Source organism: Corynebacterium frankenforstense, from assembly GCF_030211955.1.
In the GTDB taxonomy this organism is placed as follows: domain Bacteria; phylum Actinomycetota; class Actinomycetes; order Mycobacteriales; family Mycobacteriaceae; genus Corynebacterium; species Corynebacterium frankenforstense_A.
Window position 1 is genome coordinate 83,157 of sequence record NZ_JASODI010000008.1, and the last position, 18,393, is coordinate 101,549.

Annotated in this window: 26 protein-coding genes; 23 read left to right on the forward strand and 3 right to left on the reverse strand. The window is 68.0% G+C overall.

Annotated elements, in window-relative coordinates; translation table 11 throughout:
- The first annotated feature begins 162 nt into the window (after positions 1-162).
- The 6 genes from QP119_RS05720 (at position 163) to QP119_RS05745 (ending at position 4,270) form a co-directional block, all read left to right on the forward strand.
- Complete coding sequence (locus QP119_RS05720; RefSeq protein ID WP_284774355.1) at positions 163-507, forward strand: hypothetical protein; 345 nt, start codon at positions 163-165, stop codon at positions 505-507.
- Positions 507-1,604, forward strand: coding sequence for a YkvI family membrane protein (locus QP119_RS05725; protein ID WP_284774357.1), 1,098 nt, complete (start codon positions 507-509; stop codon positions 1,602-1,604). The genes QP119_RS05720 and QP119_RS05725 overlap by 1 nt, the downstream gene beginning before the upstream one ends.
- A gap of 265 nt (positions 1,605-1,869) precedes the next feature.
- Positions 1,870-2,238: a 50S ribosomal protein L14 gene (gene rplN, locus QP119_RS05730; RefSeq protein ID WP_075663238.1), complete on the forward strand. Its 369-nt coding sequence runs from the start codon at positions 1,870-1,872 to the stop codon at positions 2,236-2,238.
- The gene (rplX, locus tag QP119_RS05735) at positions 2,239-2,553 is read left to right on the forward strand and encodes a 50S ribosomal protein L24 (RefSeq protein ID WP_075663239.1); all 315 of its coding nucleotides are present in this window, start codon (positions 2,239-2,241) and stop codon (positions 2,551-2,553) included.
- Positions 2,554-3,138, forward strand: coding sequence for a 50S ribosomal protein L5 (rplE, locus tag QP119_RS05740; protein WP_284774359.1), 585 nt, complete (start codon positions 2,554-2,556; stop codon positions 3,136-3,138). It begins immediately after the preceding gene.
- A 325-nt stretch (positions 3,139-3,463) separates the two neighbouring features.
- Complete coding sequence (locus tag QP119_RS05745; RefSeq protein WP_284774360.1) at positions 3,464-4,270, forward strand: formate/nitrite transporter family protein; 807 nt, start codon at positions 3,464-3,466, stop codon at positions 4,268-4,270.
- A 72-nt stretch (positions 4,271-4,342) separates the two neighbouring features.
- On the opposite strand, the gene fdhD is transcribed toward QP119_RS05745, so the two are convergent.
- On the reverse strand, positions 4,343-5,167 hold the full coding sequence (fdhD, locus tag QP119_RS05750; protein ID WP_284774362.1) for a formate dehydrogenase accessory sulfurtransferase FdhD: 825 nt from the start codon (positions 5,165-5,167) through the stop codon (positions 4,343-4,345).
- A gap of 38 nt (positions 5,168-5,205) precedes the next feature.
- Positions 5,206-5,481, reverse strand: coding sequence for a DUF6457 domain-containing protein (locus QP119_RS05755; protein ID WP_284774364.1), 276 nt, complete (start codon positions 5,479-5,481; stop codon positions 5,206-5,208).
- Between the two features lie 417 nt (positions 5,482-5,898).
- Here QP119_RS05755 and rpsH point away from each other — a divergent pair, with 417 nt between their 5' ends.
- From rpsH to rplO, 6 genes are read left to right on the forward strand one after another with little or no spacing between them, the layout of a single operon-like run.
- Positions 5,899-6,297, forward strand: coding sequence for a 30S ribosomal protein S8 (gene rpsH / locus QP119_RS05760; protein ID WP_284774366.1), 399 nt, complete (start codon positions 5,899-5,901; stop codon positions 6,295-6,297).
- 18 nt (positions 6,298-6,315) lie between these two features.
- The gene (rplF, locus tag QP119_RS05765; RefSeq protein WP_284774368.1) at positions 6,316-6,852 is read left to right on the forward strand and encodes a 50S ribosomal protein L6; all 537 of its coding nucleotides are present in this window, start codon (positions 6,316-6,318) and stop codon (positions 6,850-6,852) included.
- A 2-nt stretch (positions 6,853-6,854) separates the two neighbouring features.
- On the forward strand, positions 6,855-7,262 hold the full coding sequence (gene rplR / locus QP119_RS05770) for a 50S ribosomal protein L18 (RefSeq protein WP_284774370.1): 408 nt from the start codon (positions 6,855-6,857) through the stop codon (positions 7,260-7,262).
- Positions 7,263-7,302: 40 nt separating this feature from the next.
- Entirely contained in the window at positions 7,303-7,941 is a 639-nt protein-coding gene (gene rpsE, locus QP119_RS05775) for a 30S ribosomal protein S5 (RefSeq protein WP_284774372.1), read from the forward strand.
- A gap of 3 nt (positions 7,942-7,944) precedes the next feature.
- Positions 7,945-8,130, forward strand: coding sequence for a 50S ribosomal protein L30 (rpmD, locus tag QP119_RS05780; protein WP_284774374.1), 186 nt, complete (start codon positions 7,945-7,947; stop codon positions 8,128-8,130).
- Positions 8,131-8,137: 7 nt separating this feature from the next.
- Entirely contained in the window at positions 8,138-8,587 is a 450-nt protein-coding gene (gene rplO / locus QP119_RS05785; RefSeq protein ID WP_284774376.1) for a 50S ribosomal protein L15, read from the forward strand.
- 146 nt (positions 8,588-8,733) lie between these two features.
- On the opposite strand, the gene QP119_RS05790 is transcribed toward rplO, so the two are convergent.
- Complete coding sequence (locus QP119_RS05790) at positions 8,734-9,378, reverse strand: low molecular weight phosphatase family protein (protein ID WP_284774377.1); 645 nt, start codon at positions 9,376-9,378, stop codon at positions 8,734-8,736.
- Positions 9,379-9,648: 270 nt separating this feature from the next.
- On the opposite strand from QP119_RS05790, the gene secY reads away from it, so the two are divergent.
- From secY to QP119_RS05845, 11 genes are all read left to right on the forward strand, one after another.
- Positions 9,649-10,974: a preprotein translocase subunit SecY gene (secY, locus tag QP119_RS05795; RefSeq protein ID WP_284774379.1), complete on the forward strand. Its 1,326-nt coding sequence runs from the start codon at positions 9,649-9,651 to the stop codon at positions 10,972-10,974.
- Positions 10,971-11,528 carry an adenylate kinase gene (locus tag QP119_RS05800; RefSeq protein ID WP_284774381.1) on the forward strand — a complete coding sequence of 186 codons (558 nt, stop codon included), beginning with the start codon at positions 10,971-10,973 and terminating at the stop codon, positions 11,526-11,528. The genes secY and QP119_RS05800 overlap by 4 nt, the downstream gene beginning before the upstream one ends.
- Before the next feature lie 59 nt (positions 11,529-11,587).
- Positions 11,588-12,325: a type I methionyl aminopeptidase gene (gene map / locus QP119_RS05805; protein WP_284774383.1), complete on the forward strand. Its 738-nt coding sequence runs from the start codon at positions 11,588-11,590 to the stop codon at positions 12,323-12,325.
- Positions 12,326-12,440: 115 nt separating this feature from the next.
- Positions 12,441-13,238, forward strand: coding sequence for a L,D-transpeptidase (locus QP119_RS05810; protein WP_284774384.1), 798 nt, complete (start codon positions 12,441-12,443; stop codon positions 13,236-13,238).
- A 178-nt stretch (positions 13,239-13,416) separates the two neighbouring features.
- Positions 13,417-13,635: a translation initiation factor IF-1 gene (infA, locus tag QP119_RS05815; protein ID WP_075663255.1), complete on the forward strand. Its 219-nt coding sequence runs from the start codon at positions 13,417-13,419 to the stop codon at positions 13,633-13,635.
- Between the two features lie 194 nt (positions 13,636-13,829).
- Positions 13,830-14,198, forward strand: a complete 369-nt coding sequence (gene rpsM / locus QP119_RS05820) for a 30S ribosomal protein S13 (protein WP_075663256.1) — start codon at positions 13,830-13,832, stop codon at positions 14,196-14,198.
- Positions 14,199-14,201: 3 nt separating this feature from the next.
- Complete coding sequence (rpsK, locus tag QP119_RS05825; RefSeq protein ID WP_075663257.1) at positions 14,202-14,606, forward strand: 30S ribosomal protein S11; 405 nt, start codon at positions 14,202-14,204, stop codon at positions 14,604-14,606.
- A 23-nt stretch (positions 14,607-14,629) separates the two neighbouring features.
- Positions 14,630-15,235, forward strand: a complete 606-nt coding sequence (gene rpsD / locus QP119_RS05830) for a 30S ribosomal protein S4 (RefSeq protein ID WP_284774386.1) — start codon at positions 14,630-14,632, stop codon at positions 15,233-15,235.
- A gap of 68 nt (positions 15,236-15,303) precedes the next feature.
- Positions 15,304-16,314 carry a DNA-directed RNA polymerase subunit alpha gene (locus tag QP119_RS05835; protein ID WP_075663259.1) on the forward strand — a complete coding sequence of 337 codons (1,011 nt, stop codon included), beginning with the start codon at positions 15,304-15,306 and terminating at the stop codon, positions 16,312-16,314.
- A 37-nt stretch (positions 16,315-16,351) separates the two neighbouring features.
- A complete protein-coding gene (gene rplQ / locus QP119_RS05840) occupies positions 16,352-16,870 on the forward strand; it encodes a 50S ribosomal protein L17 (protein ID WP_284774388.1) in 519 nt (172 codons plus the stop codon).
- A 543-nt stretch (positions 16,871-17,413) separates the two neighbouring features.
- Entirely contained in the window at positions 17,414-18,316 is a 903-nt protein-coding gene (locus QP119_RS05845) for a PRC and DUF2382 domain-containing protein (RefSeq protein WP_284774389.1), read from the forward strand.
- Positions 18,317-18,393 lie beyond the last annotated feature (77 nt).

Consider the following 18,393-nt stretch of genomic DNA (forward strand, 5'->3'; position numbering starts at 1 on the left):
CCCCCGCCCCCTCCGGGACGGGGCCGCAGGCGTGTGTCAGCCGTGTGCGCAGGGGAGAAATCTCGCGCTTCGGTTTGGCACGACCGTCTGCGACCACCAAGATCGGTACACGACACCGAACTGAAGAAAAGGAGAGGGACCGCCACCCTGAAGAAGATCCTCGTGATCGCCCTGGCCTACTTCGGCGTCACCGTCGGCGCCGGATTCGCCTCCGGCCAGGAGATGCTGCAATACTACGTCTCCTACGGATGGTGGGGCATCGCCGGCGGCGCGGTGGCCCTGCTGCTCATGCCGCTCACCGCGATGGTGATCCTGCAGTACGGCAGCTACTTCCGCGCCCAGTCGCACGGCATGGTCTTCGAGTCGATCACCTCGGCGCTGATGGCGAAGTTCCTCGACTACTCCCTGTCGATCTCACAGTTCTGCATCGGCTTCGTCATGCTCGCCGGTGCGGGATCCACCTCAACCAGCAGTTCGGCCTGCCGCTGTGGGGCGGCTCCGCGCTGATGGTCGCCCTCGTGCTCGCCGCCGGGATGTTCAACGTGGACAAGGTCACCAACATGATCGGCACGATCACCCCGGTGATGATCCTCGTGCTGCTCGCCGCGGCCCTCTACGGCGTGGCCAACCCGCCGGACGACATCGCCGCGGCCGAGGCCTTCGCCCGCGAGTCCGTCGAGTCCCCGTTGCCGAACTGGTGGCTGTCGACCTTCAACTACATCGGCCTGTCGGTGTTCTCCGGCATCGCCATGGCCCTGATCATCGGCGGCAACAACTGGCACCCGCGCACCGCCGGCCGCGGCGGCTTCATCGGCGGCTGGCTCTTCGGCGCGATCCTGATCGTGATGGCCGTCGCGCTGATCTTCCAGATCGACTCCGTCCACGACGCGGACCTGCCGACCCTGGCTCTGATCACCGAGATGAACCCGGCGCTGGGCATCTTCGCCTCCGTGGCGACCTACCTGATGATCTTCTCCACCGCCCTGGGCGTCTTCTACTCGTTGGGCAAGCGCGTCTCCGTGGCCGCCCCGAACCGTTACCGGATCATCTTCACCGTGGTCACGCTGGCCGGCTTCGCCCTGAGCTTCTTCGACTTCACCCTGCTGGTGGCCAACGTCTTCCCGTGGCTCGGCTGGCTGGGCATCGTGCTCATCGCGGTGCTGCTGATCACCTGGCTGTCCAAGGGGCGCCGCCGCATCACCGCGGAGTCGCGCCGCCGCGACAAGATCCGCGCGCTGATCCTGCGCCGCATCGACCGCAAGGGCCGCTTCTCCCGGGAGGACTGGGTGGACCTCGCCCGCCACGAGCGCGCCGCCAGCGTCGAGGGGGAGGGGCTGCGCGACGTGATCACCGCCGACGTCGTCGACGAGCTCGCCGGCGACCCGGACGCCGACTTCGACGCGGACTCCTTCGACAGCGAGGAGTTCTGGGCGGACGCGAAGAACCGCCCGCTCATCCCCGGAGAGGTGCGCATCGTCGCCGAGACCGAGCCCACCGCCGTGGGCGAGGAACCGGCGGGGCCAGGAACGGACGCCGGCACCACCGCGGCGGACGCCTACGCGGACGCGGAGGGCTCCGCGCCGGGGGACCCGACGGACCGTTAGCACGCGCGCCCACGGGCGCGTGGCGGGGCGTCGGAAATCGGGCCCGTGTGCGCCCCGACACGGGGTTTGACCGGCGCGGTGACCGGGTGGTTTAATGTTCGGGTTGCCCCGACGGGCGGGCGCGGCGGTGCGTTTCCGAGCCGCCCGACGTCCCGCGGGACGCCGGCGCAGGTGATGCGCGGCGCCGTCGAGGCAAAGAAGCAAGAGACCGCGTGCGTACAGGACGGAAATCTGACGCACATGCAACCAGGTCAAGGAGACCCCAGTGATTCAGCAGGAATCGCGTCTGAAGGTCGCCGACAACACGGGTGCCCGGGAGATCCTGGTCATCCGCGTGCTCGGTGGCTCCACCCGACGCTTCGCTGGCATCGGCGACACGGTCGTGGCGACTGTCAAGGAGGCGACTCCCGGCGGCAACGTCAAGGCCGGCGAGATCGTCAAGGCCGTCATCGTCCGTGCGAAGAAGGAGACCCGCCGCAAGGACGGCTCCTACATCGCGTTCGACGAGAACGCCGCCGTGCTCATCCGCAACGACAACGAGCCGCGCGGTACCCGCATCTTCGGGCCCGTCGCCCGTGAGCTGCGTGAGAAGAAGTTCATGAAGATTGTTTCCCTCGCACCGGAGGTGATCTAGGTGAAGATCCACAAGGGCGATACGGTCCTCGTCATCTCCGGGCCGGACAAGGGCGCCCGCGGCAAGGTCATCGAGGCCTACCCCGCGCGCGACAAGGTCCTGGTCGAAGGTGTCAACCGCATCAAGAAGCACGTCGCCGACTCCGCCCAGGAGCGTGGCGCCGAGTCCGGCGGCATCGTCACCCAGGAGGCGCCCATCCACGTCTCGAACGTGGCGGTCCTCGACTCGGACGGCAACCCCACCCGCGTGGGGTACCGCTTCGACGAGAACGGCCGGAAGGTCCGCATCTCGAAGCGCAACGGGAAGGACATCTAAATGGCTGAGAACTACACCCCGCGGCTCAAGACCGTCTACCGCGACGAGATCCGCGGCAAGCTGCAGGAGAAGTACAACTTCGACAACGTCATGCAGGTGCCCGGCCTGACCAAGATCGTGGTCAACATGGGCATCGGCGACGCCGCCCGCGACTCCAAGCTGATCAACGGCGCGATCGAGGACCTGACCGCGATCACCGGTCAGAAGCCGCAGATCCGCCGCGCGCGCAAGTCCATCGCGAACTTCAAGCTGCGCGAGGGCATGCCGATCGGCGCCAAGGTCACCCTGCGTGGCGACCGCATGTGGGAGTTCCTCGACCGTCTGCTGACGGTCGCGCTGCCCCGCATCCGTGACTTCCGCGGCCTGTCGGACAAGCAGTTCGACGGCAACGGCAACTACACCTTCGGTCTGACCGAGCAGACGATGTTCTACGAGATCGACGTGGACAAGATCGACCGTCCGCGCGGCATGGACATCACGCTGGTCACCACCGCCGGTGGCGACGAGGAGGGCCGCTCGCTGCTGCGTCTGCTGGGCTTCCCCTTCGCCGGCAAGGACGGCCGCATGCAGGCCAAGGAGGCCTAAGAGCCTTCCGCTTTCCGACGCCGCGTCGGGGCGACGTCCCCGCGTGAGCGCCGCGTAGCGCACAGACCCCCGCCTTCGGGCGGGGGTCTTCTGCATGCCCGGGTTTTCCGAGATTCGGTCCGGGACAATGCTGTTGTGTCCAGGATCTCGCACCTCCATGTGGGCCGCAGGTCAGGCGGGGAGTAAGGTGTCCCGCGTCGCCCCGGTACCGAAGCGCGGTGCCGGGCACGTCGATGTTTCACCCGGTTCGGCCGGGACAATCGCCCCGGGCGTGCCGGGGACGTCACCCCGGTTCGACCGGACGCTGAAGAGGAAGGCTTTGCCCATGTCCCTGAACGAGACCGTCGCGGGAGCGGTCAAGAAGAAGGACGAACTGCTCACCCACGACTTCCTGCGCTTCGCCACGCGCGCCACGCTGGCCGGCGTCTACCTGACCGTCGCCACGGCCTTCGCCGCCGTCGTCGGCCAGGGCGTGAACACGGCGCTGGACAACACCGCCCTGGGCGCGGTCTTCTTCGCCCTGTTCTTCGGCCTGGGGCTCTTCGCCATCGTGATCCTCAACGCCGAGCTGGCCACCGGCGACATGATGTTCATGTCCTACGGCGCGGTGCAGAAGAAGATCGGCTGGGGCAAGGCCGTCTGGCTGCTCGTGGTCACCACGTTCTTCAACCTCATCGGCGCGGCCCTGATCGCCGCCCTGCTCGGCTACTCCGCCAAGTTCAACGACTTCGACTCCAGCCACCTGATCGCCACCCTGTCCGAGGGCAAGCTGGACAAGGGGCCCTGGCAAGCCTTCGTCGAGGGCATGGGCGCGAACTTCGTGGTCAACATGGGCATCGTCGGCGCGCTGTTCGCCAAGGACCTGGTGAGCAAGTTCTTCGTGATCGTGCCGTTCATCGCCATCTTCGTCGGCCTCGGCCTCGAGCACATCATCGCCAACTTCTCGCTGTTCACCCTGACCTTCTTCAACGCCGGCTTCGACCCGGCGCTGATGCCCGAGAACTTCACTATCGGGGCGGTCGGGATCAACTGGCTGATGGTCTGGCTGGGCAACTTCGTCGGCGGCGGCCTGCTCATCGGCGGCGTCTACGCCTACCTGAACATGTCCAAGAACGAGGTCTACCGGGACTGATCCCACACCCGTGAGACACCGCGGCCCCGCCTCTTGTTGAGGCGGGGCCGCTCTCGTCGGTGGGGCGGGGGCTCAGGCGAGCTCGCCGGAGTAGAGGTTGAAGCGGCCCGGGCGGGTGAAGCCGGTCAGCGCCAGGCCCGCCTCGCGGGCGAGCTCGACGGCCAGGGAGCTGGCCGCCGAGACGGCGACAAGCGCGGAGAAGCCCGCGGTGACGGCCTTCTGCACCAGCTCGAAGCTGGCGCGCGAGCTCATCACGAGGATCATCTTCTCCGCCGGCATCCTGCCCGTGCGCAGCAGGTCGCCGATGACCTTGTCGGCCGCGTTGTGCCGGCCGATGTCCTCGCGCACGCTGACCAGATCCCCGTCGGCGGTGAAGGCGCCGGCGGCGTGGATGCCGCCGGTGCGTCGGAACGCCTTCTGCCCGGTGCGCAGCTTCTCCGGCAGGCTGACTACCAGCTGCGGGTCGAGGGCCAGCGGCACGATGGGGTGGCGCGCCTTCGACATGATCTGCTCGATGGAGGTCGAGCCGCACACCCCGCACGCCGAGGAGGTCGGCAGCGTGCGGATGAACTCCGGGGCCGGGGCGCGCCCGCCGGCCAGCTCGAACTCCAGGACGTTGTAGGTGTTCACCCCGTCCGGCCCGCAGGCCCCGGCGCAGTAGCGGGCCTCGGTGACCTCGTCGGCGGAGCTGATCAGCCCCTCGGAGTAGAGCAGCCCGTGGACGAGATCGATGTCCGCGCCGGGGGTGCGCATCGTCGTCGTCAGCGTCTTCCCGCCGACGCGGATCTCGAGGGGCTCCTCACCGGCGACGACGTCGGCGCGCGTGTCGGTCTCCACGGCGCCCGCCTCGTCGAGGCGGACCTTCTTCACCGCGAAGGACGGGGTGATGCGGGACAACGTGCGGGTTCCTTTCGGCGGGTCTGCGGGTGGGGCGATCAGTCCAGGTAGCCGTCGGCGCGCAGGCGTTCGGTGATCTGGGCGACGCGGTCGTGGCCGTGCTCGGGCAGCTGTGCGCCGTCGCGGCCGGCGGCCACGCCGACCAGAAACGCCGTCAGCGGCGCGGCGGGACGGGAGGGGCCGTGGGCGACGTCGCGGGTCAGGTCGAGGAGATCGGGGATGACGGCCTTGAAGCCCTCGTAGTCGATGTCGAGGACCTCGCAGGCCTCGAGCAGCCACTGGTTGGCGGTGTTGTCCCGGGTCGGGTCGTTCACGCTGGGTTCCTTCCTGCTCTCACTGGCGGCGGGGCGGGGCGCCGCCGCATCGGCACGGCCCACTCTAGGCCCGTGCCCGTCGCGGCGGGCGGTGCGCCCGCGGTGACCCGGCGCCCGGCGCCTGCTGCGGGCGCGCACGGGGGAGGGCGCGACGTCGGAAATCGGGATTTGCCACGAGGGTGTGCGGGCCTGTAGCCTCGGTCGACGGACCTCTGCCCGGTGGGCGGGGTCCAACCGTAAGTACTTCCTACTTTGTTGTAGGCCCCCCGCCGGTCACGCGGACCGTGGTGGACGAAGGGCAGCGAGCAGGCGGACTACTGAGTCCGACCGGCACAAGTGGCCCGAGACAGCACCCGGAGAACGCATTCGGTGGGGCATCCTCAAGGAACCGCAACGAGAAAGGCAACGGTCACATCCATGACCATGACTGATCCTATTGCCGACATGCTCTCGCGTGTGCGCAACGCCTCCGGCGCGCACCACGAGCGCGTGTCGATGCCGTCCTCCAAGATCAAGGTGAACATCGCCGAGATCCTCAAGCAGGAGGGCTACATCTCCGACTACTCCGTCGAGGACGCCCGGGTCGGCAAGACCCTGTCGCTCGACCTCAAGTACGGCCCGCAGCGCGAGGCCTCGATCGCCGGTCTGCGCCGCGTGTCGAAGCCGGGCCTGCGCGTCTACGCCAAGTCCACCGAACTGCCGAAGGTCCTGGGCGGCCTGGGCGTGGCCATCATCTCCACGTCCCACGGCCTCATGACCGATCGACAGGCCAACGAGAAGGGTGTGGGCGGGGAAGTCCTCGCCTACGTCTGGTAAGGGAAGGGTGATTAACTAATGTCGCGTGTCGGTAACGCCCCGATCACCATCCCGAGCGGTGTCGAGATCAACATCGACGGCCAGGACGTCGACGTGAAGGGCCCCAAGGGTGCCCTGCACGTCGCGCTGCCTGCGCCCATCACCGCCGCCGTCGAGGACGACCAGATCAAGGTCGCCCGTCCCGACGACGACCGCAAGAACCGTGCCCTGCACGGCCTGTCCCGTTCGCTGATCAACAACTGCGTGGTCGGTGTCACCGAGGGCTACACGATCAACATGGAGATCTTCGGCGTGGGCTACCGCGTCGTCGCCAAGGGCAAGGACCTCGAGTTCTCCCTGGGCTACTCCCACACGATCACCGTCGAGGCGCCGGAGGGTATCACCTTCGCCGTCGACGGCACCACGAAGTTCTCGATCACTGGCATTGACAAGCAGCAGGTCGGCCAGCTCGCCGCCAACATTCGTCGTCTGCGCCGCCACGACCCCTACAAGGGCAAGGGCATCCGCTACGAGGGCGAGCAGGTCCGCCGCAAGGTCGGAAAGACGGGTAAGTAAAGATGAGCAACACCGCAGAGAACAGCAAGAAGCGCGTCCCGGTGGGCAAGGACATCTCGACGCGTCGTCGTCTGGCCCGCAGCCGGCGTCACGCCCGCGTGCGTCGCAACCTGCGCGGCACCGCCGAGGCCCCGCGCCTCGTCGTCCACCGTTCCTCGCGTCACATGCACGCCCAGATCATCGACGACACCGTCGGCCACACCCTGGCCGCGGCCTCCACCACCGAGGCGGAGCTGCGCAATCTGGACGGCGACAAGAAGGCCAAGGCCGCCAAGGTCGGCGAGCTGCTCGCCGCCCGCGCCAAGGAGGCCGGTGTCGAGCGCGTCGTCTTCGACCGCGCCGGCTACCAGTACCACGGCCGCGTCGCCGCTCTGGCCGACGCCGCCCGCGAAGGTGGGTTGAAGTTCTGATGACCGCAGCCAAGACGAACATCTACGGAAGGATCGCGTAATGCCGGGACGTGAACGGCGTGACGGCGGACGCTCCGCCGACGAGAACAAGAAGAACAACGAGCAGCGCGGCGAGCGCCGCGACCGCCGCGGCGGCCGCAACAACCGCCGCCAGCAGGACGAGCGCGACAAGTACATCGAGCGCGTCGTCACCATCAACCGCGTGTCCAAGGTGGTCAAGGGCGGCCGCCGCTTCAGCTTCACCGCCCTCGTCATCGTGGGCGACGGCCAGGGCATGGTCGGTGTCGGCTACGGCAAGGCCAAGGAGGTGCCGGCCGCCATCCAGAAGGGTGCCGAGGAGGCTCGCAAGAACTTCTTCCGCGTGCCCATGGTCGGTGGCACCATCACCCACCCGGTCATCGGTGAGGACTCCGCGGGCCGCGTCATGCTGAAGCCCGCCGCCCCCGGTACCGGTGTCATCGCCGGTGGCGCCGCCCGCCCGGTGCTCGAGTGCGCCGGCGTGCAGGACGTGCTGTCCAAGTCCCTGGGCTCGGGCAACGCCATCAACGTGGTCCGCGCCACCGTCGCGGGCCTGAAGGCCCTCGTGCGTCCGGAGGAGGTCGCGGCCCGCCGCGGCAAGTCCCTGGAAGAGGTCGTCCCGGCCCGTATGCTGCGCGCTCGCGCTGGACAGGAGGCCTAAACCATGGCTCTGAAGATCACGCAGACCCGCGGCCGGGTCGGGCTCAACCCGATCCAGCGCGCCAACCTGGAGGCCCTCGGCCTGAAGCGCCCGCACCACACCGTCGTCCAGCCGGACAACGGTGCCACGCGCGGCATGATCCAGAAGGTGCGCCACCTCGTCGCCGTCGAAGAAGTGGCAGGGGAGTAGGTAAACCATGAGCGACATCATCAAGCTCCACGATCTGCGCCCGGCCAAGGGCGCGAACAAGCCCAAGACCCGCAAGGGCCGCGGTGAGGCTTCCAAGGGCAAGACCGCCGGCCGCGGCACCAAGGGCACCGGCGCCCGGAAGAACGTTCCGGCGGGCTTCGAGGGTGGCCAGATGCCCATCCACATGCGCCTGCCGAAGCTGAAGGGCTTCCGCAACCCGAACAAGGTCTACTACCAGGTGGTCAACGTCGGCGACCTGGCCAAGGCCTTCCCGGAGGGCGGCGACGTCACCGCCGCCGAGATCGCCGCCAAGGGCCTCGTGCGCCCGAAGGCGCCGGTCAAGGTGCTCGGTCAGGGGGACATCGACGTCGCCCTGAACGTCACCGCCGCCAAGTTCTCCCGCTCCGCCAAGGAGAAGATCGAGGCCGCCGGCGGCTCCGTCAACACGGAGGACTAAGGCGCCTCGTCCCGGCCCCGCGCACGCGGGAGCCGCGGAGGTGAGAGAAGGACCCCGTCGGTCGCTTGAGTGCGACCGACGGGGTCCTTTTTGCGCGTTGAAAAAGAAATTGCCGACGCCGCGGTGTGCGGCGTCGGCGTTATTGCTTACGCGACGGTGGCGGAGGTGCGCACGCCCATGTCGTTCAGCAGGCCCGGGATCAGCTCCAGCAGGCGGTCGCGGGTGGCGCGCACGTCCTCGAGCGAGCGGCCGTCGGGGTTCTGCACGTCCCAGTGCACGTAGCGGTCGCCGGGCACGTCCGGGATCTCGTCGACGTCGACGCCCATGAGCACCACCACGTCGGCGCGGTGCACGGTGCGCGGCACCAGGTGGATCTGGCCGAGGATGTCGGTGGGAAGCCCCTTCTCCTCGAGGACGGGGACCACATGCGGGTTGATGCCGTCGACGGGCTCGAGGCCGATCTCGCGCACGACGACGTCCTCGTCGGCGAGCGCGCGGGTGATGGACGCGGCCAGCTGGGTGCGGCCGGCGTTGCGGCGGGAGACGTAGACGATCTCCTGGCGGCAGGCGGCGTCGGGGTCGTCGGCGGTGAGCATCTCGCTGAGGCGGTCGGAGGCCTCGCGGTCGACGAGCGTGGGCAGGAAGGTGGAGACCGCGGCGTCCGAGGAGGCGGCGATGGCCTCGTCGAGGACGCGGTCGACGGTCTCGGCGTCGATCCGGTGGCCGAAGCGGCGGTGCAGATCGCGGCGCACGTTGTCGAAGTGCTCGGGGGCAAGGTCGTTGTTCGACACGGTGATCTCTCCTTTAACCGGGGGTTAACCAAATGTTAACCCAATGCGCCTGCGGGTGCACTCTGGTGATGCTTAACCCTTCCGGGTTTGGTGGCTGAACGCGGTGCTGCTGGTAGGGTAGGAGAGTCAATTGTGTCCACCAGTCCCGCACGCCTGGTAAGCGGCGGGGCCATGAGAACACTTCCCGCAGCTGAGCGGCTATATTTTGTGCCCGTTCCCGAACCGGGAGGGCGAGCCTCGTGCTCAGCCGGCGGGAAGCCAGGAGGGTTCGTGTCCGCCATCATCCAGGCATTCAGGGACGCCGATCTGCGTAAGAAGATTCTCTTCACCCTCGCGATGATCATCCTTTATCGCGTCGGCGCGCAGATCCCGTCCCCGGGAGTGGACTACCAGTCCATCGCCGGGCGACTCCGCGACCTCACCGATGGACAGTCGGGCGTCTACTCGCTCATCAACCTGTTCTCCGGTGGGGCGCTGCTGCAGCTGTCGGTCTTCGCGATCGGCATCATGCCCTACATCACGGCCTCCATCATCGTGCAGCTGCTGACCGTGGTCATCCCCCACTTCGAGCAGCTGAAGAAGGAGGGGCAGTCCGGTCAGACGAAGATGACCCAGTACACCCGTTACCTGACGGTGGCGCTGGCGCTGCTGCAGTCCGCGGGCATCGTCGCCCTGGCGGACCGCGAGCAGCTGCTCGGCCAGGGTGTCCAGGTCCTCGTCGCCGACCGCAACCTCTGGGACCTCATCGTGCTCGTGGTGACCATGACCGCCGGCGCGATCATCGTCATGTGGCTCGGTGAGCTGATCACCGAGAAGGGCATCGGCAACGGCATGTCGCTGCTGATCTTCGCCGGCATCGCCACCCGCCTGCCCAACGACGGCATGAGCGTGCTCAACAACTCCGGCGGCCTCGTCTTCGGCATCGTCATCGCCGCGGTCATCGTGCTCGTCGTCGGCGTCGTCTTCGTCGAGCAGGGCCAGCGCCGCATCCCGGTCCAGTACGCCAAGCGCATGGTCGGGCGCCGCCAGTACGGCGGCTCCTCGACCTACCTGCCGCTGAAGGTCAACCAGGCCGGCGTCATCCCGGTCATCTTCGCCTCGTCCCTGATCTACATGCCGGTGCTCATCACCGAGATCGTCAACTCGGGCCAGGCGGGCGCGCCGGACAACTGGTGGCAGCGCAACGTCATCTCGCACCTGATGACGCCCTCGTCGTGGATCTACATCCTGATCTACTTCGTGCTCATCATCTTCTTCTCCTACTTCTACGTCTCGGTCCAGTACGACCCGAATGATCAGGCGGAGAACATGAAGAAGTACGGTGGCTTCATCCCGGGCATCCGTCCGGGGCGTCCCACGGCCCAGTACCTCGGGTACGTGATGAACCGCCTGCTGTTCGTGGGCTCGATCTACCTGGGCATCATCGCCGTGCTGCCGAACATCGCCCTGGACCTGGGCGTCGGCAGCCAGCAAGGATCGGGCATGACCGCCTTCGGCGGCACCGCCATCCTGATTCTCGTCTCGGTCGCCCTGACCACGGTCAAGCAGATCGAGAGCCAGCTCCTGCAATCCAACTACGAAGGACTCCTCAAATGAGACTCGTTCTCCTCGGGCCCCCCGGTGCCGGCAAGGGCACCCAGGCCGCCATTCTCTCCGAGAAGCTCAACGTCCCCCACATCTCCACCGGCGACCTGTTCCGCGCCAACATCGGCGAGGGCACCCCGCTGGGCGTGGAGGCCAAGCAGTACATCGACGCCGGCAAGCTCGTGCCGACCGACGTCACCGCCCGCATGGTCGAGTCCCGCCTCGACGAGGCGGACGCCGCCGACGGCTTCCTGCTCGACGGCTTCCCGCGCACGGTCGAGCAGGCCGAGATCCTGACCGACCTGCTGTCCAAGAAGGGCCTCAAGCTCGACGGCGTGCTGAACTTCCGCGTCTCCGAGGACGTCGTGGTCGAGCGCATGCTAGCCCGCGGTCGCGCCGACGACACGGAGGAGACCATCCGTACCCGTCTGCAGGTCTACCGCGACGAGACCGCCCCGCTGATCGAGCACTACGAGGGCCAGCTGATCAACGTCGAGGCCGAGGGCGAGATCGAGGAGATCAACGCCCGCGCCCTGGCCGCCATCAACGATCACGTCGAGGGCTAAGCGAAGTTGATCTTCCGGCGTAAGCGCATCCCGGCGAAGACCCCGGCGAGCTCGACGCGATGGAGGCCGCCGGCCGCGTGGTCGGCGCGGCCCTCCTCGCCGTGCGCGCCGCGGCCCGTCCCGGGGTGAGCACCAAGGAGCTCGACGCGGTCGCCGAGCAGACCATCCGTGACGCGGGAGCCTACCCGACGTTCCTGGGCTACCAGGGGTTCCCGGGCTCCATCTGCGCCTCCGTCAACGACGTCATCGTCCACGGCATCCCGAACGAGGACACCGTGCTCGCCGAGGGCGACCTGGTCAGCATCGACTGCGGTGCGACGCTCGACGGCTGGGTCGGCGACTCGGCCTTCACCTTCGGCGTCGGCGAGCTCAACGCGGACTCGCAGGCGCTCAACGAGGCCTGCGAGGAGGTCATGCTCGCCGGGGTCGCCGCCATGGTGCCCGGCGCCCGGCTCTCCGACGTCTCGCACGCCCTCGAGGTGGCCACCCGCGCCGCCGAGGAGCGCCACGGCCTGGCCTTCGGCATCGTCGATGGCTTCGGCGGGCACGGCATCGGCCACGAGATGCACGAGGACCCGTACCTGGCCAACGAGGGCCGTGCCGGCCACGGCCCGGTCATCCAGGACGGAACCACGCTGTGCGTCGAGCCCATGCTGACCCTGGGCACCTGGGACTCTGAGATCCTCGACGACGACTGGACGGTCATCACCGCCGACGGTACCCGTGCCGCCCACTGGGAGCACACCGTCGCCGCCACGGCCGACGGTCCCCGGATCCTCACCCCGCGGGCTGAGTGACGCGCCCGGACTGAATCCGATTTCCGACGCCGCCCCGCGCCCCGAGCGCGGGGCGATTCGGCGTCCGGCGCGGGCGTCGCGCGCGGTTGAGTAGGGGAGACGTTATACTCGCCGCATGACTTACAAGCCCCGACACGCCAAGCCGTCGCGCGCCCGTCGCCGCGTCGGCGCCCTGCTCGCCGGTGGCGCGGCCGCCGCGACGCTCGTGGCCGGCCCGGTGAACGCCAACGCCCAGACCCTTTCCGGACCCGGTTCCGCCGAGCTCCCGCAGGTCGGCTCGTCCGCCATGCAGCTGCCCGCCGACTTCCAGGCCCAGATCGACGACCTCGCCGACCAGGCCCGTGAGCAGGCCTGGGACTCGCGCGTCTGGCTGCACCAGCAGGCCGCCGCCCTGCCGCCCGAGATGCAGGAGCCGGCCCGCCAGTTCGTCGACCAGGTCGTCGAGGGGCTCTTCCCCGGCCTGATCGCCCAGAAGAACGCCGAGGAGGCCGCGCGCGTCGCCGCCGCCGAGGCGGCCGCCCGCCCGGCCCCGCCCGCCGCTAACACCGGCGTGGACACCGGCCCCTGCCCGGCCCAGGCCCGCGCCTGCATCGACATCGACGGCGGCCGCACCTGGCTGCAGGACGGCGGTCGCGTCTCCTACGGCCCCGTGCCGATGTCCGCCGGCGCGCCCTCGCCGGCCACCGCGACCCCGAAGGGCACCCACTTCGTCAACCGCAAGGTCAAGGACGAGATCTCGCACGAGTTCGGCAACGCCCCGATGCCGTACTCGGTGTACTTCACCAACACCGGTGTGGCCTTCCACCAGGGCAACGTCAACCTGCTCTCGCACGGCTGCATCCACCTCAACCACGACGACGCGGTGACGTACTTCGACCAGCTCCAGGTCGGCGACATGGTCTACGTCTACTAGACCCGCACGCGCCGCCCCGCGCGGCGTCGTCAAGCACCCCGGTCCCGCGACCGGGGTGTTTTTGCGTTTTCCCTGCTACCTGGGTAGAGTTACCCGACGGCGTGTGCGGCATACGCGCACGCCTGACTTGCAGTGCAAACGACGAGGGCGGCCACGGCCGTCCGGGAATGTGGAGGATATGGCTAAGGAAGGCGCCATCGAGGTCGAGGGCCGCGTCATCGAGCCCCTGCCGAACGCGATGTTCAAGGTCGAGCTGGACAACGGACACCAGGTTCTCGCGCACATCAGCGGAAAGATGCGTCAGCACTACATCCGCATCCTCCCCGAGGACCGCGTGGTCATCGAGCTGTCGCCCTATGACCTCAGCCGCGGTCGCATCGTCTACCGCTACAAGTAGGACATTTTCGCCTCCTCTTTTCCCAGGTACCCCGCTCCCGTACGACGGGCGCGGGGCGCTGCACACCTCCGGCCACGGTGGCTGGAGCCGCGCGCACCACGGCGTACCTCTCCGGGTAACGGTCCGGACGGGACGCCGGTTGGCGTGGACGGAAGAGGAGCAAACCACCGTAACAACCGGAAAGGTACTGCCACATGGCACGTCTAGCCGGCGTCGACCTCCCGCGCAACAAGCGCATGGAGGTCGCGCTCACCTACATCTACGGCATCGGCCCCGCCCGTGCCGCCAAGCTGCTCGAGGAGACCGGCATCTCTCCCGATCTGCGCACCGACAACCTGACCGACGAGCAGGTCTCCGCCCTCCGCGACGTCATCGAGGCGTCCTGGAAGGTCGAGGGTGACCTGCGCCGCGAGGTCCAGGCCGACATCCGTCGCAAGATCGAGATCGGTAGCTACCAGGGTCGCCGCCACCGTCGCGGCCTGCCCGTGCACGGTCAGCGCACCAAGACCAACGCCCGGACCCGCAAGGGCCCGAAGAAGACGATCGCCGGAAAGAAGAAGTAACACATGCCTCCGAAGACACGCTCTGGCGCACGCCGCAGCGGGCGCCGCACTCCGAAGAAGAACGTGGCCGCCGGCCACGCGTACATCAAGTCCACCTTCAACAACACCATCGTGTCCATCACGGGCCCGAACGGTGACGTGATCTCCTGGGCCTCCTCCGGCCACGTCGGGTTCAAGGGCTCCCGCAAGTCCACCCCGTTCGCCGCGCAGATGGCCGCCGAGAACGCCGCCCGCAAGGCGATGGACCACGGCATGAAGAAGGTCGACGTGTTCGTCAAGGGGCCGGGCTCCGGCCGCGAGACCGCCATCCGCTCCCTCCAGGCCTCCGGCCTCGAGGTCAACTCGATCTCCGACGTGACCCCGCAGCCGCACAACGGCTGCCGTCCGCCGAAGCGTCGCCGCGTCTAAGGGAAAGGAAAGGTTAGGAAGAAATGGCCCGTTACACCGGTCCCGCAACCCGTAAGTCCCGCCGTCTCCGCGTCGACCTCGTCGGCGGAGACCGCTACTTCGAGCGTCGCCCCTACCCGCCGGGTCAGGCCGGCCGCGCCCGTATCAAGGAGTCCGAGTACCTCCTCCAGCTGCAGGAGAAGCAGAAGGCCCGCTTCACCTACGGCGTCATGGAGAAGCAGTTCCACCGCTACTACGAGAAGGCCAACCGCCTTCCCGGCAAGACCGGTGACAACCTGTTGATCCTGCTCGAGTCCCGTCTCGACAACGTCGTCTACCGCGCCGGTCTGGCCCGCACCCGCCGCCAGGCCCGCCAGCTGGTCTCCCACGGCCACTTCACCGTGAACGGCAAGAACACCAACGTTCCGTCGTTCCAGGTCTCGCAGTACGACATCATCGACGTGCGTGACCGCTCCAAGAAGATGGTCTGGTTCGAGGAGGCCCAGGAGAACCTGAACGACTCCGTCGTCCCGGCCTGGCTCCAGGTCGTCCCCGACACCCTGCGCATCCTCGTGCACCAGCTGCCCGAGCGCGCCCAGATCGACATCCCGCTGCAGGAGCAGCTCATCGTCGAGCTCTACTCGAAGTAATCCTCCGAGTCCCGTCCTCCACCTTTCCACCTACCGGCGTCATATAGCGGGCGCCAAAGGAGAGAATCATGCTCATTTCTCAGCGACCGTCCCTCACCGAGGAGTACATCGACGAGTCGCGCTCCCGGTTCGTCATCGAGCCGCTGGAGCCCGGCTTCGGGTACACCCTCGGCAACTCGCTGCGTCGCACCCTGCTGTCGTCCATCCCGGGCGCGGCCGTGACCAGCGTCAAGATCGAGGGTGTGCTCCACGAGTTCACCACCATCGCCGGTGTCAAGGAGGACGTCTCCGACGTCATCCTGAACATCAAGTCGATGGTGCTGTCCTCGGACTCCGACGAGCCCGTCGTGATGTACCTGAGCAAGCAGGGCCCGGGCGAGGTCACCGCCGGCGACATTGAGCCGCCGGCCGGTGTCGAGATCCACAACCCGGACCTGCACATCGCCTCGCTCAACGAGCAGGGCAGCCTGGACATCGAGTTCGTGGTCGAGCGCGGCCGCGGCTACGTCCCAGCGGCTCAGACCGCCGGCGAGATCGGCCGCATCCCGGTCGACCAGATCTACTCGCCGGTGCTCAAGGTCAGCTACAAGGTCGAGGCGACCCGCGTCGAGCAGCGCACCGACTTCGACAAGCTGGTCATCGACGTGGAGACGAAGAACTCCATCACCGCTCGCGACGCCATGGCGTCCGCCGGCGGCACCCTCGTCGAGCTGTTCGGGCTCGCCCGCGAGCTCAACGAGCAGGCCGAGGGCATCGAGATCGGGCCCTCTCCGCAGGAGTCCGAGTCGCTGGCCGCCTACAGCATGCCGATCGAGGACCTGAACTTCTCCGTCCGGTCCTACAACTGCCTGAAGCGCCAGGAGATCCACACCGTCGGTGAGCTCGCTGAGTGCACCGAGTCGGACCTGCTGGACATCCGCAACTTCGGGCAGAAGTCGATCAACGAGGTCAAGATCAAGCTGGCCGGCCTCGGGCTCACGCTCAAGGACGCGCCGGAGGACTTCGACCCCACGCAGCTGGAGGGCTACGACGCCGAGACCGGTGGATTCGTGGACGACGAGGCCGAGGACGAAGAGTAGAACGCCCGCTCACCAACTTTCACACGAGGAGTAATCAATGCCTACCCCGAAGAAGGGCGCCCGCCTCGGCGGATCGGCGACCAACCAGCGCAAGGTTCTCGCGAACCTCGCCTCGTCGCTGTTCGAGCACGGCGCCATCAAGACCACGGACGCCAAGGCCAAGGCCCTGCGCCCGTACGCCGAGAAGCTGATCACCAAGGCCAAGGCCGGCACGCTCGCCGACCGCCGCGAGGCCCTGGCCAAGGTCACCAACAAGGCCGTGGTCAAGCACCTCTTCGATGATCTCGCCCCGCAGTTCGAGGGCCGTGAGGGTGGCTACACCCGCATCATCAAGCTGGAGAACCGCACCGGCGACAACGCGCCGATGTCCCAGATCTCCCTGGTCCTCGAGGAGGTCGCCGGCAAGGACGCCTCCCGCGCCGACCGCGTGGCCGCCTCGCAGAAGGCCGAGGAGGAGAAGGCCGCCGAGGCCGACGCCGAGGGCAAGGCCGACGAGGCCACCGAGGCTGAGGCTGAGGAGACCGAGGCCGCTGAGGCTGAGGCCGAGGAGAAGTAGTTCTCCCGTACCGGACTGACCCGGTATGAGCCGGCGCCCACCGGGCGCCCGAACCCCGCGCAACTCATGCGCGGGGTTTCGTCATGCGTGGGGGAGCCCGCGCACGGGGGAGGGGCGTCGACGGTGAGGGACACCGGCGGTGAGGCGGACCACCGACGGCGCGGGGCGCGACGTCGGCAATCGCGACGGCGGTCGGGCGACACGTAAGACGACTGGAGAAAGGTCATCACCGCAGTTGGTTCCAAGTGTTACCAAATCTTCATTTCTCGGCCCGTGACGGGGTGTCGCGGGCTCAAACCATTCAGCGGGCGTGATGAATGGGCTGGCACCGGCGGCGCGTTTGGTGGCGAAAGCGGACCGGGCTGTTCATTTTCTGTTCAATTTCGGGGTCTCTGGGCCCCGGAGGGCCGCGGTGGGGCGGACATGTCGGTTGCGATGTCCATAGCCTGGCGGGCAGGAAGCGGGGCTTGCCCGCAACCTTTCTTTTTCAGACGCATCACCGACCGGGCGCCGCTGGACGGCGCCGAGCGAAAGGAACGAACAATGGCCAACGAGCGCGATCTCAAGGAGCTCTTCGAGGCGACCGCGTACGACAACACCGGCGACAAGCTCGGCGACATCAAGGAGATCTTCGTCGACGACGAGACCGGTGCCCCGACCTTCGTCGAGGTCGGCCACGGTCTGTTCGGCATGAGCTCCAGCCTGGTGCCGCTGCGCGGCGCCAACTTCGAGGGCGACGCCCTGAACCTGGCCTTCTCCAAGGACCGCGTCAAGGACGCCCCGGAACTGGACTCCGACCGCAACCTGACCTCGGAGCAGCAGGACGAGCTCTACCGCCACTACGGCGTGCAGGACGCCCCCGGCATCACCGGTGTGGGCTCCGACCGCCGCGAGGCCGCCGCCGGTGAGCGCGAGGTCGCCGGCGACAAGGCCGGTTACGCCGCGGCCGGTGCGGGCGCGGGTGCCGGTGTCGGTGCCGCCGCTGACGGCAAGCACCACGCCGAGGACGACGTCGACGCCGAGCGTCGCGCCGCCGCCGATGTCGACGCCCAGCGTCAGGCGGCAGGCAACGCCGACGAGATCATCCGATCCGAGGAGCGCCTGAACGTGGGCAAGGAACGCGTCGCCTCCGGCGAGGCCCGCCTGCGCAAGTACGTCGTCGAGGACACCGAGCAGGTCGAGGTCCCGGTCACCCGCGAGGAGGTCCGCGTCGAGCGCACCCCGATCTCTGAGGAGGACGCCAAGAACTTCACCGGCAAGATCGGCGAGGAGGAGGCCTCGGTCACCCTCCACGAGGAGCGCGTGAACGTCTCCAAGGACACCGTCCCGGTCGAGAAGATCGCCCTGAACAAGGAGCAGGTCCAGGACACCGAGACCGTCTCCGAGACCGTCCGCAAGGAGCAGTTCGACACCGAGGGCGTCACCGACCCGAAGGCCGGCAAGTAAAGCACCTTCCCACCCGCCTGAACCGACCGCCGCGTCACCCGTCGAGGGAGGCGCGGCGGTCGTCTGTGTCGGTTGGT

Excerpts from the sequence above, each read along its gene's own strand:
- QP119_RS05845 (WP_284774389.1), top strand. The coding sequence starts at position 17,414 with ATGGCCAACGAGCGCGATCTCAAGGAGCTCTTCGAGGCGACCGCGTAC.
- rplF (WP_284774368.1), top strand. The coding sequence starts at position 6,316 with ATGTCGCGTGTCGGTAACGCCCCGATCACCATCCCGAGCGGTGTCGAG.
- rplR (WP_284774370.1), top strand. The coding sequence starts at position 6,855 with ATGAGCAACACCGCAGAGAACAGCAAGAAGCGCGTCCCGGTGGGCAAG.
- rplQ (WP_284774388.1), top strand. The coding sequence starts at position 16,352 with ATGCCTACCCCGAAGAAGGGCGCCCGCCTCGGCGGATCGGCGACCAAC.
- rpsM (WP_075663256.1), top strand. The coding sequence starts at position 13,830 with ATGGCACGTCTAGCCGGCGTCGACCTCCCGCGCAACAAGCGCATGGAG.
- rplE (WP_284774359.1), top strand. The coding sequence starts at position 2,554 with ATGGCTGAGAACTACACCCCGCGGCTCAAGACCGTCTACCGCGACGAG.
- rpmD (WP_284774374.1), top strand. The coding sequence starts at position 7,945 with ATGGCTCTGAAGATCACGCAGACCCGCGGCCGGGTCGGGCTCAACCCG.
- rpsH (WP_284774366.1), top strand. The coding sequence starts at position 5,899 with ATGACCATGACTGATCCTATTGCCGACATGCTCTCGCGTGTGCGCAAC.
- QP119_RS05800 (WP_284774381.1), top strand. The coding sequence starts at position 10,971 with ATGAGACTCGTTCTCCTCGGGCCCCCCGGTGCCGGCAAGGGCACCCAG.
- rpsD (WP_284774386.1), top strand. The coding sequence starts at position 14,630 with ATGGCCCGTTACACCGGTCCCGCAACCCGTAAGTCCCGCCGTCTCCGC.
- QP119_RS05725 (WP_284774357.1), top strand. The coding sequence starts at position 507 with ATGGTCGCCCTCGTGCTCGCCGCCGGGATGTTCAACGTGGACAAGGTC.
- rpsE (WP_284774372.1), top strand. The coding sequence starts at position 7,303 with ATGCCGGGACGTGAACGGCGTGACGGCGGACGCTCCGCCGACGAGAAC.
- QP119_RS05810 (WP_284774384.1), top strand. The coding sequence starts at position 12,441 with ATGACTTACAAGCCCCGACACGCCAAGCCGTCGCGCGCCCGTCGCCGC.
- rpsK (WP_075663257.1), top strand. The coding sequence starts at position 14,202 with ATGCCTCCGAAGACACGCTCTGGCGCACGCCGCAGCGGGCGCCGCACT.
- QP119_RS05745 (WP_284774360.1), top strand. The coding sequence starts at position 3,464 with ATGTCCCTGAACGAGACCGTCGCGGGAGCGGTCAAGAAGAAGGACGAA.
- rplO (WP_284774376.1), top strand. The coding sequence starts at position 8,138 with ATGAGCGACATCATCAAGCTCCACGATCTGCGCCCGGCCAAGGGCGCG.
- infA (WP_075663255.1), top strand. The coding sequence starts at position 13,417 with ATGGCTAAGGAAGGCGCCATCGAGGTCGAGGGCCGCGTCATCGAGCCC.
- map (WP_284774383.1), top strand. The coding sequence starts at position 11,588 with ATGGAGGCCGCCGGCCGCGTGGTCGGCGCGGCCCTCCTCGCCGTGCGC.
- QP119_RS05835 (WP_075663259.1), top strand. The coding sequence starts at position 15,304 with ATGCTCATTTCTCAGCGACCGTCCCTCACCGAGGAGTACATCGACGAG.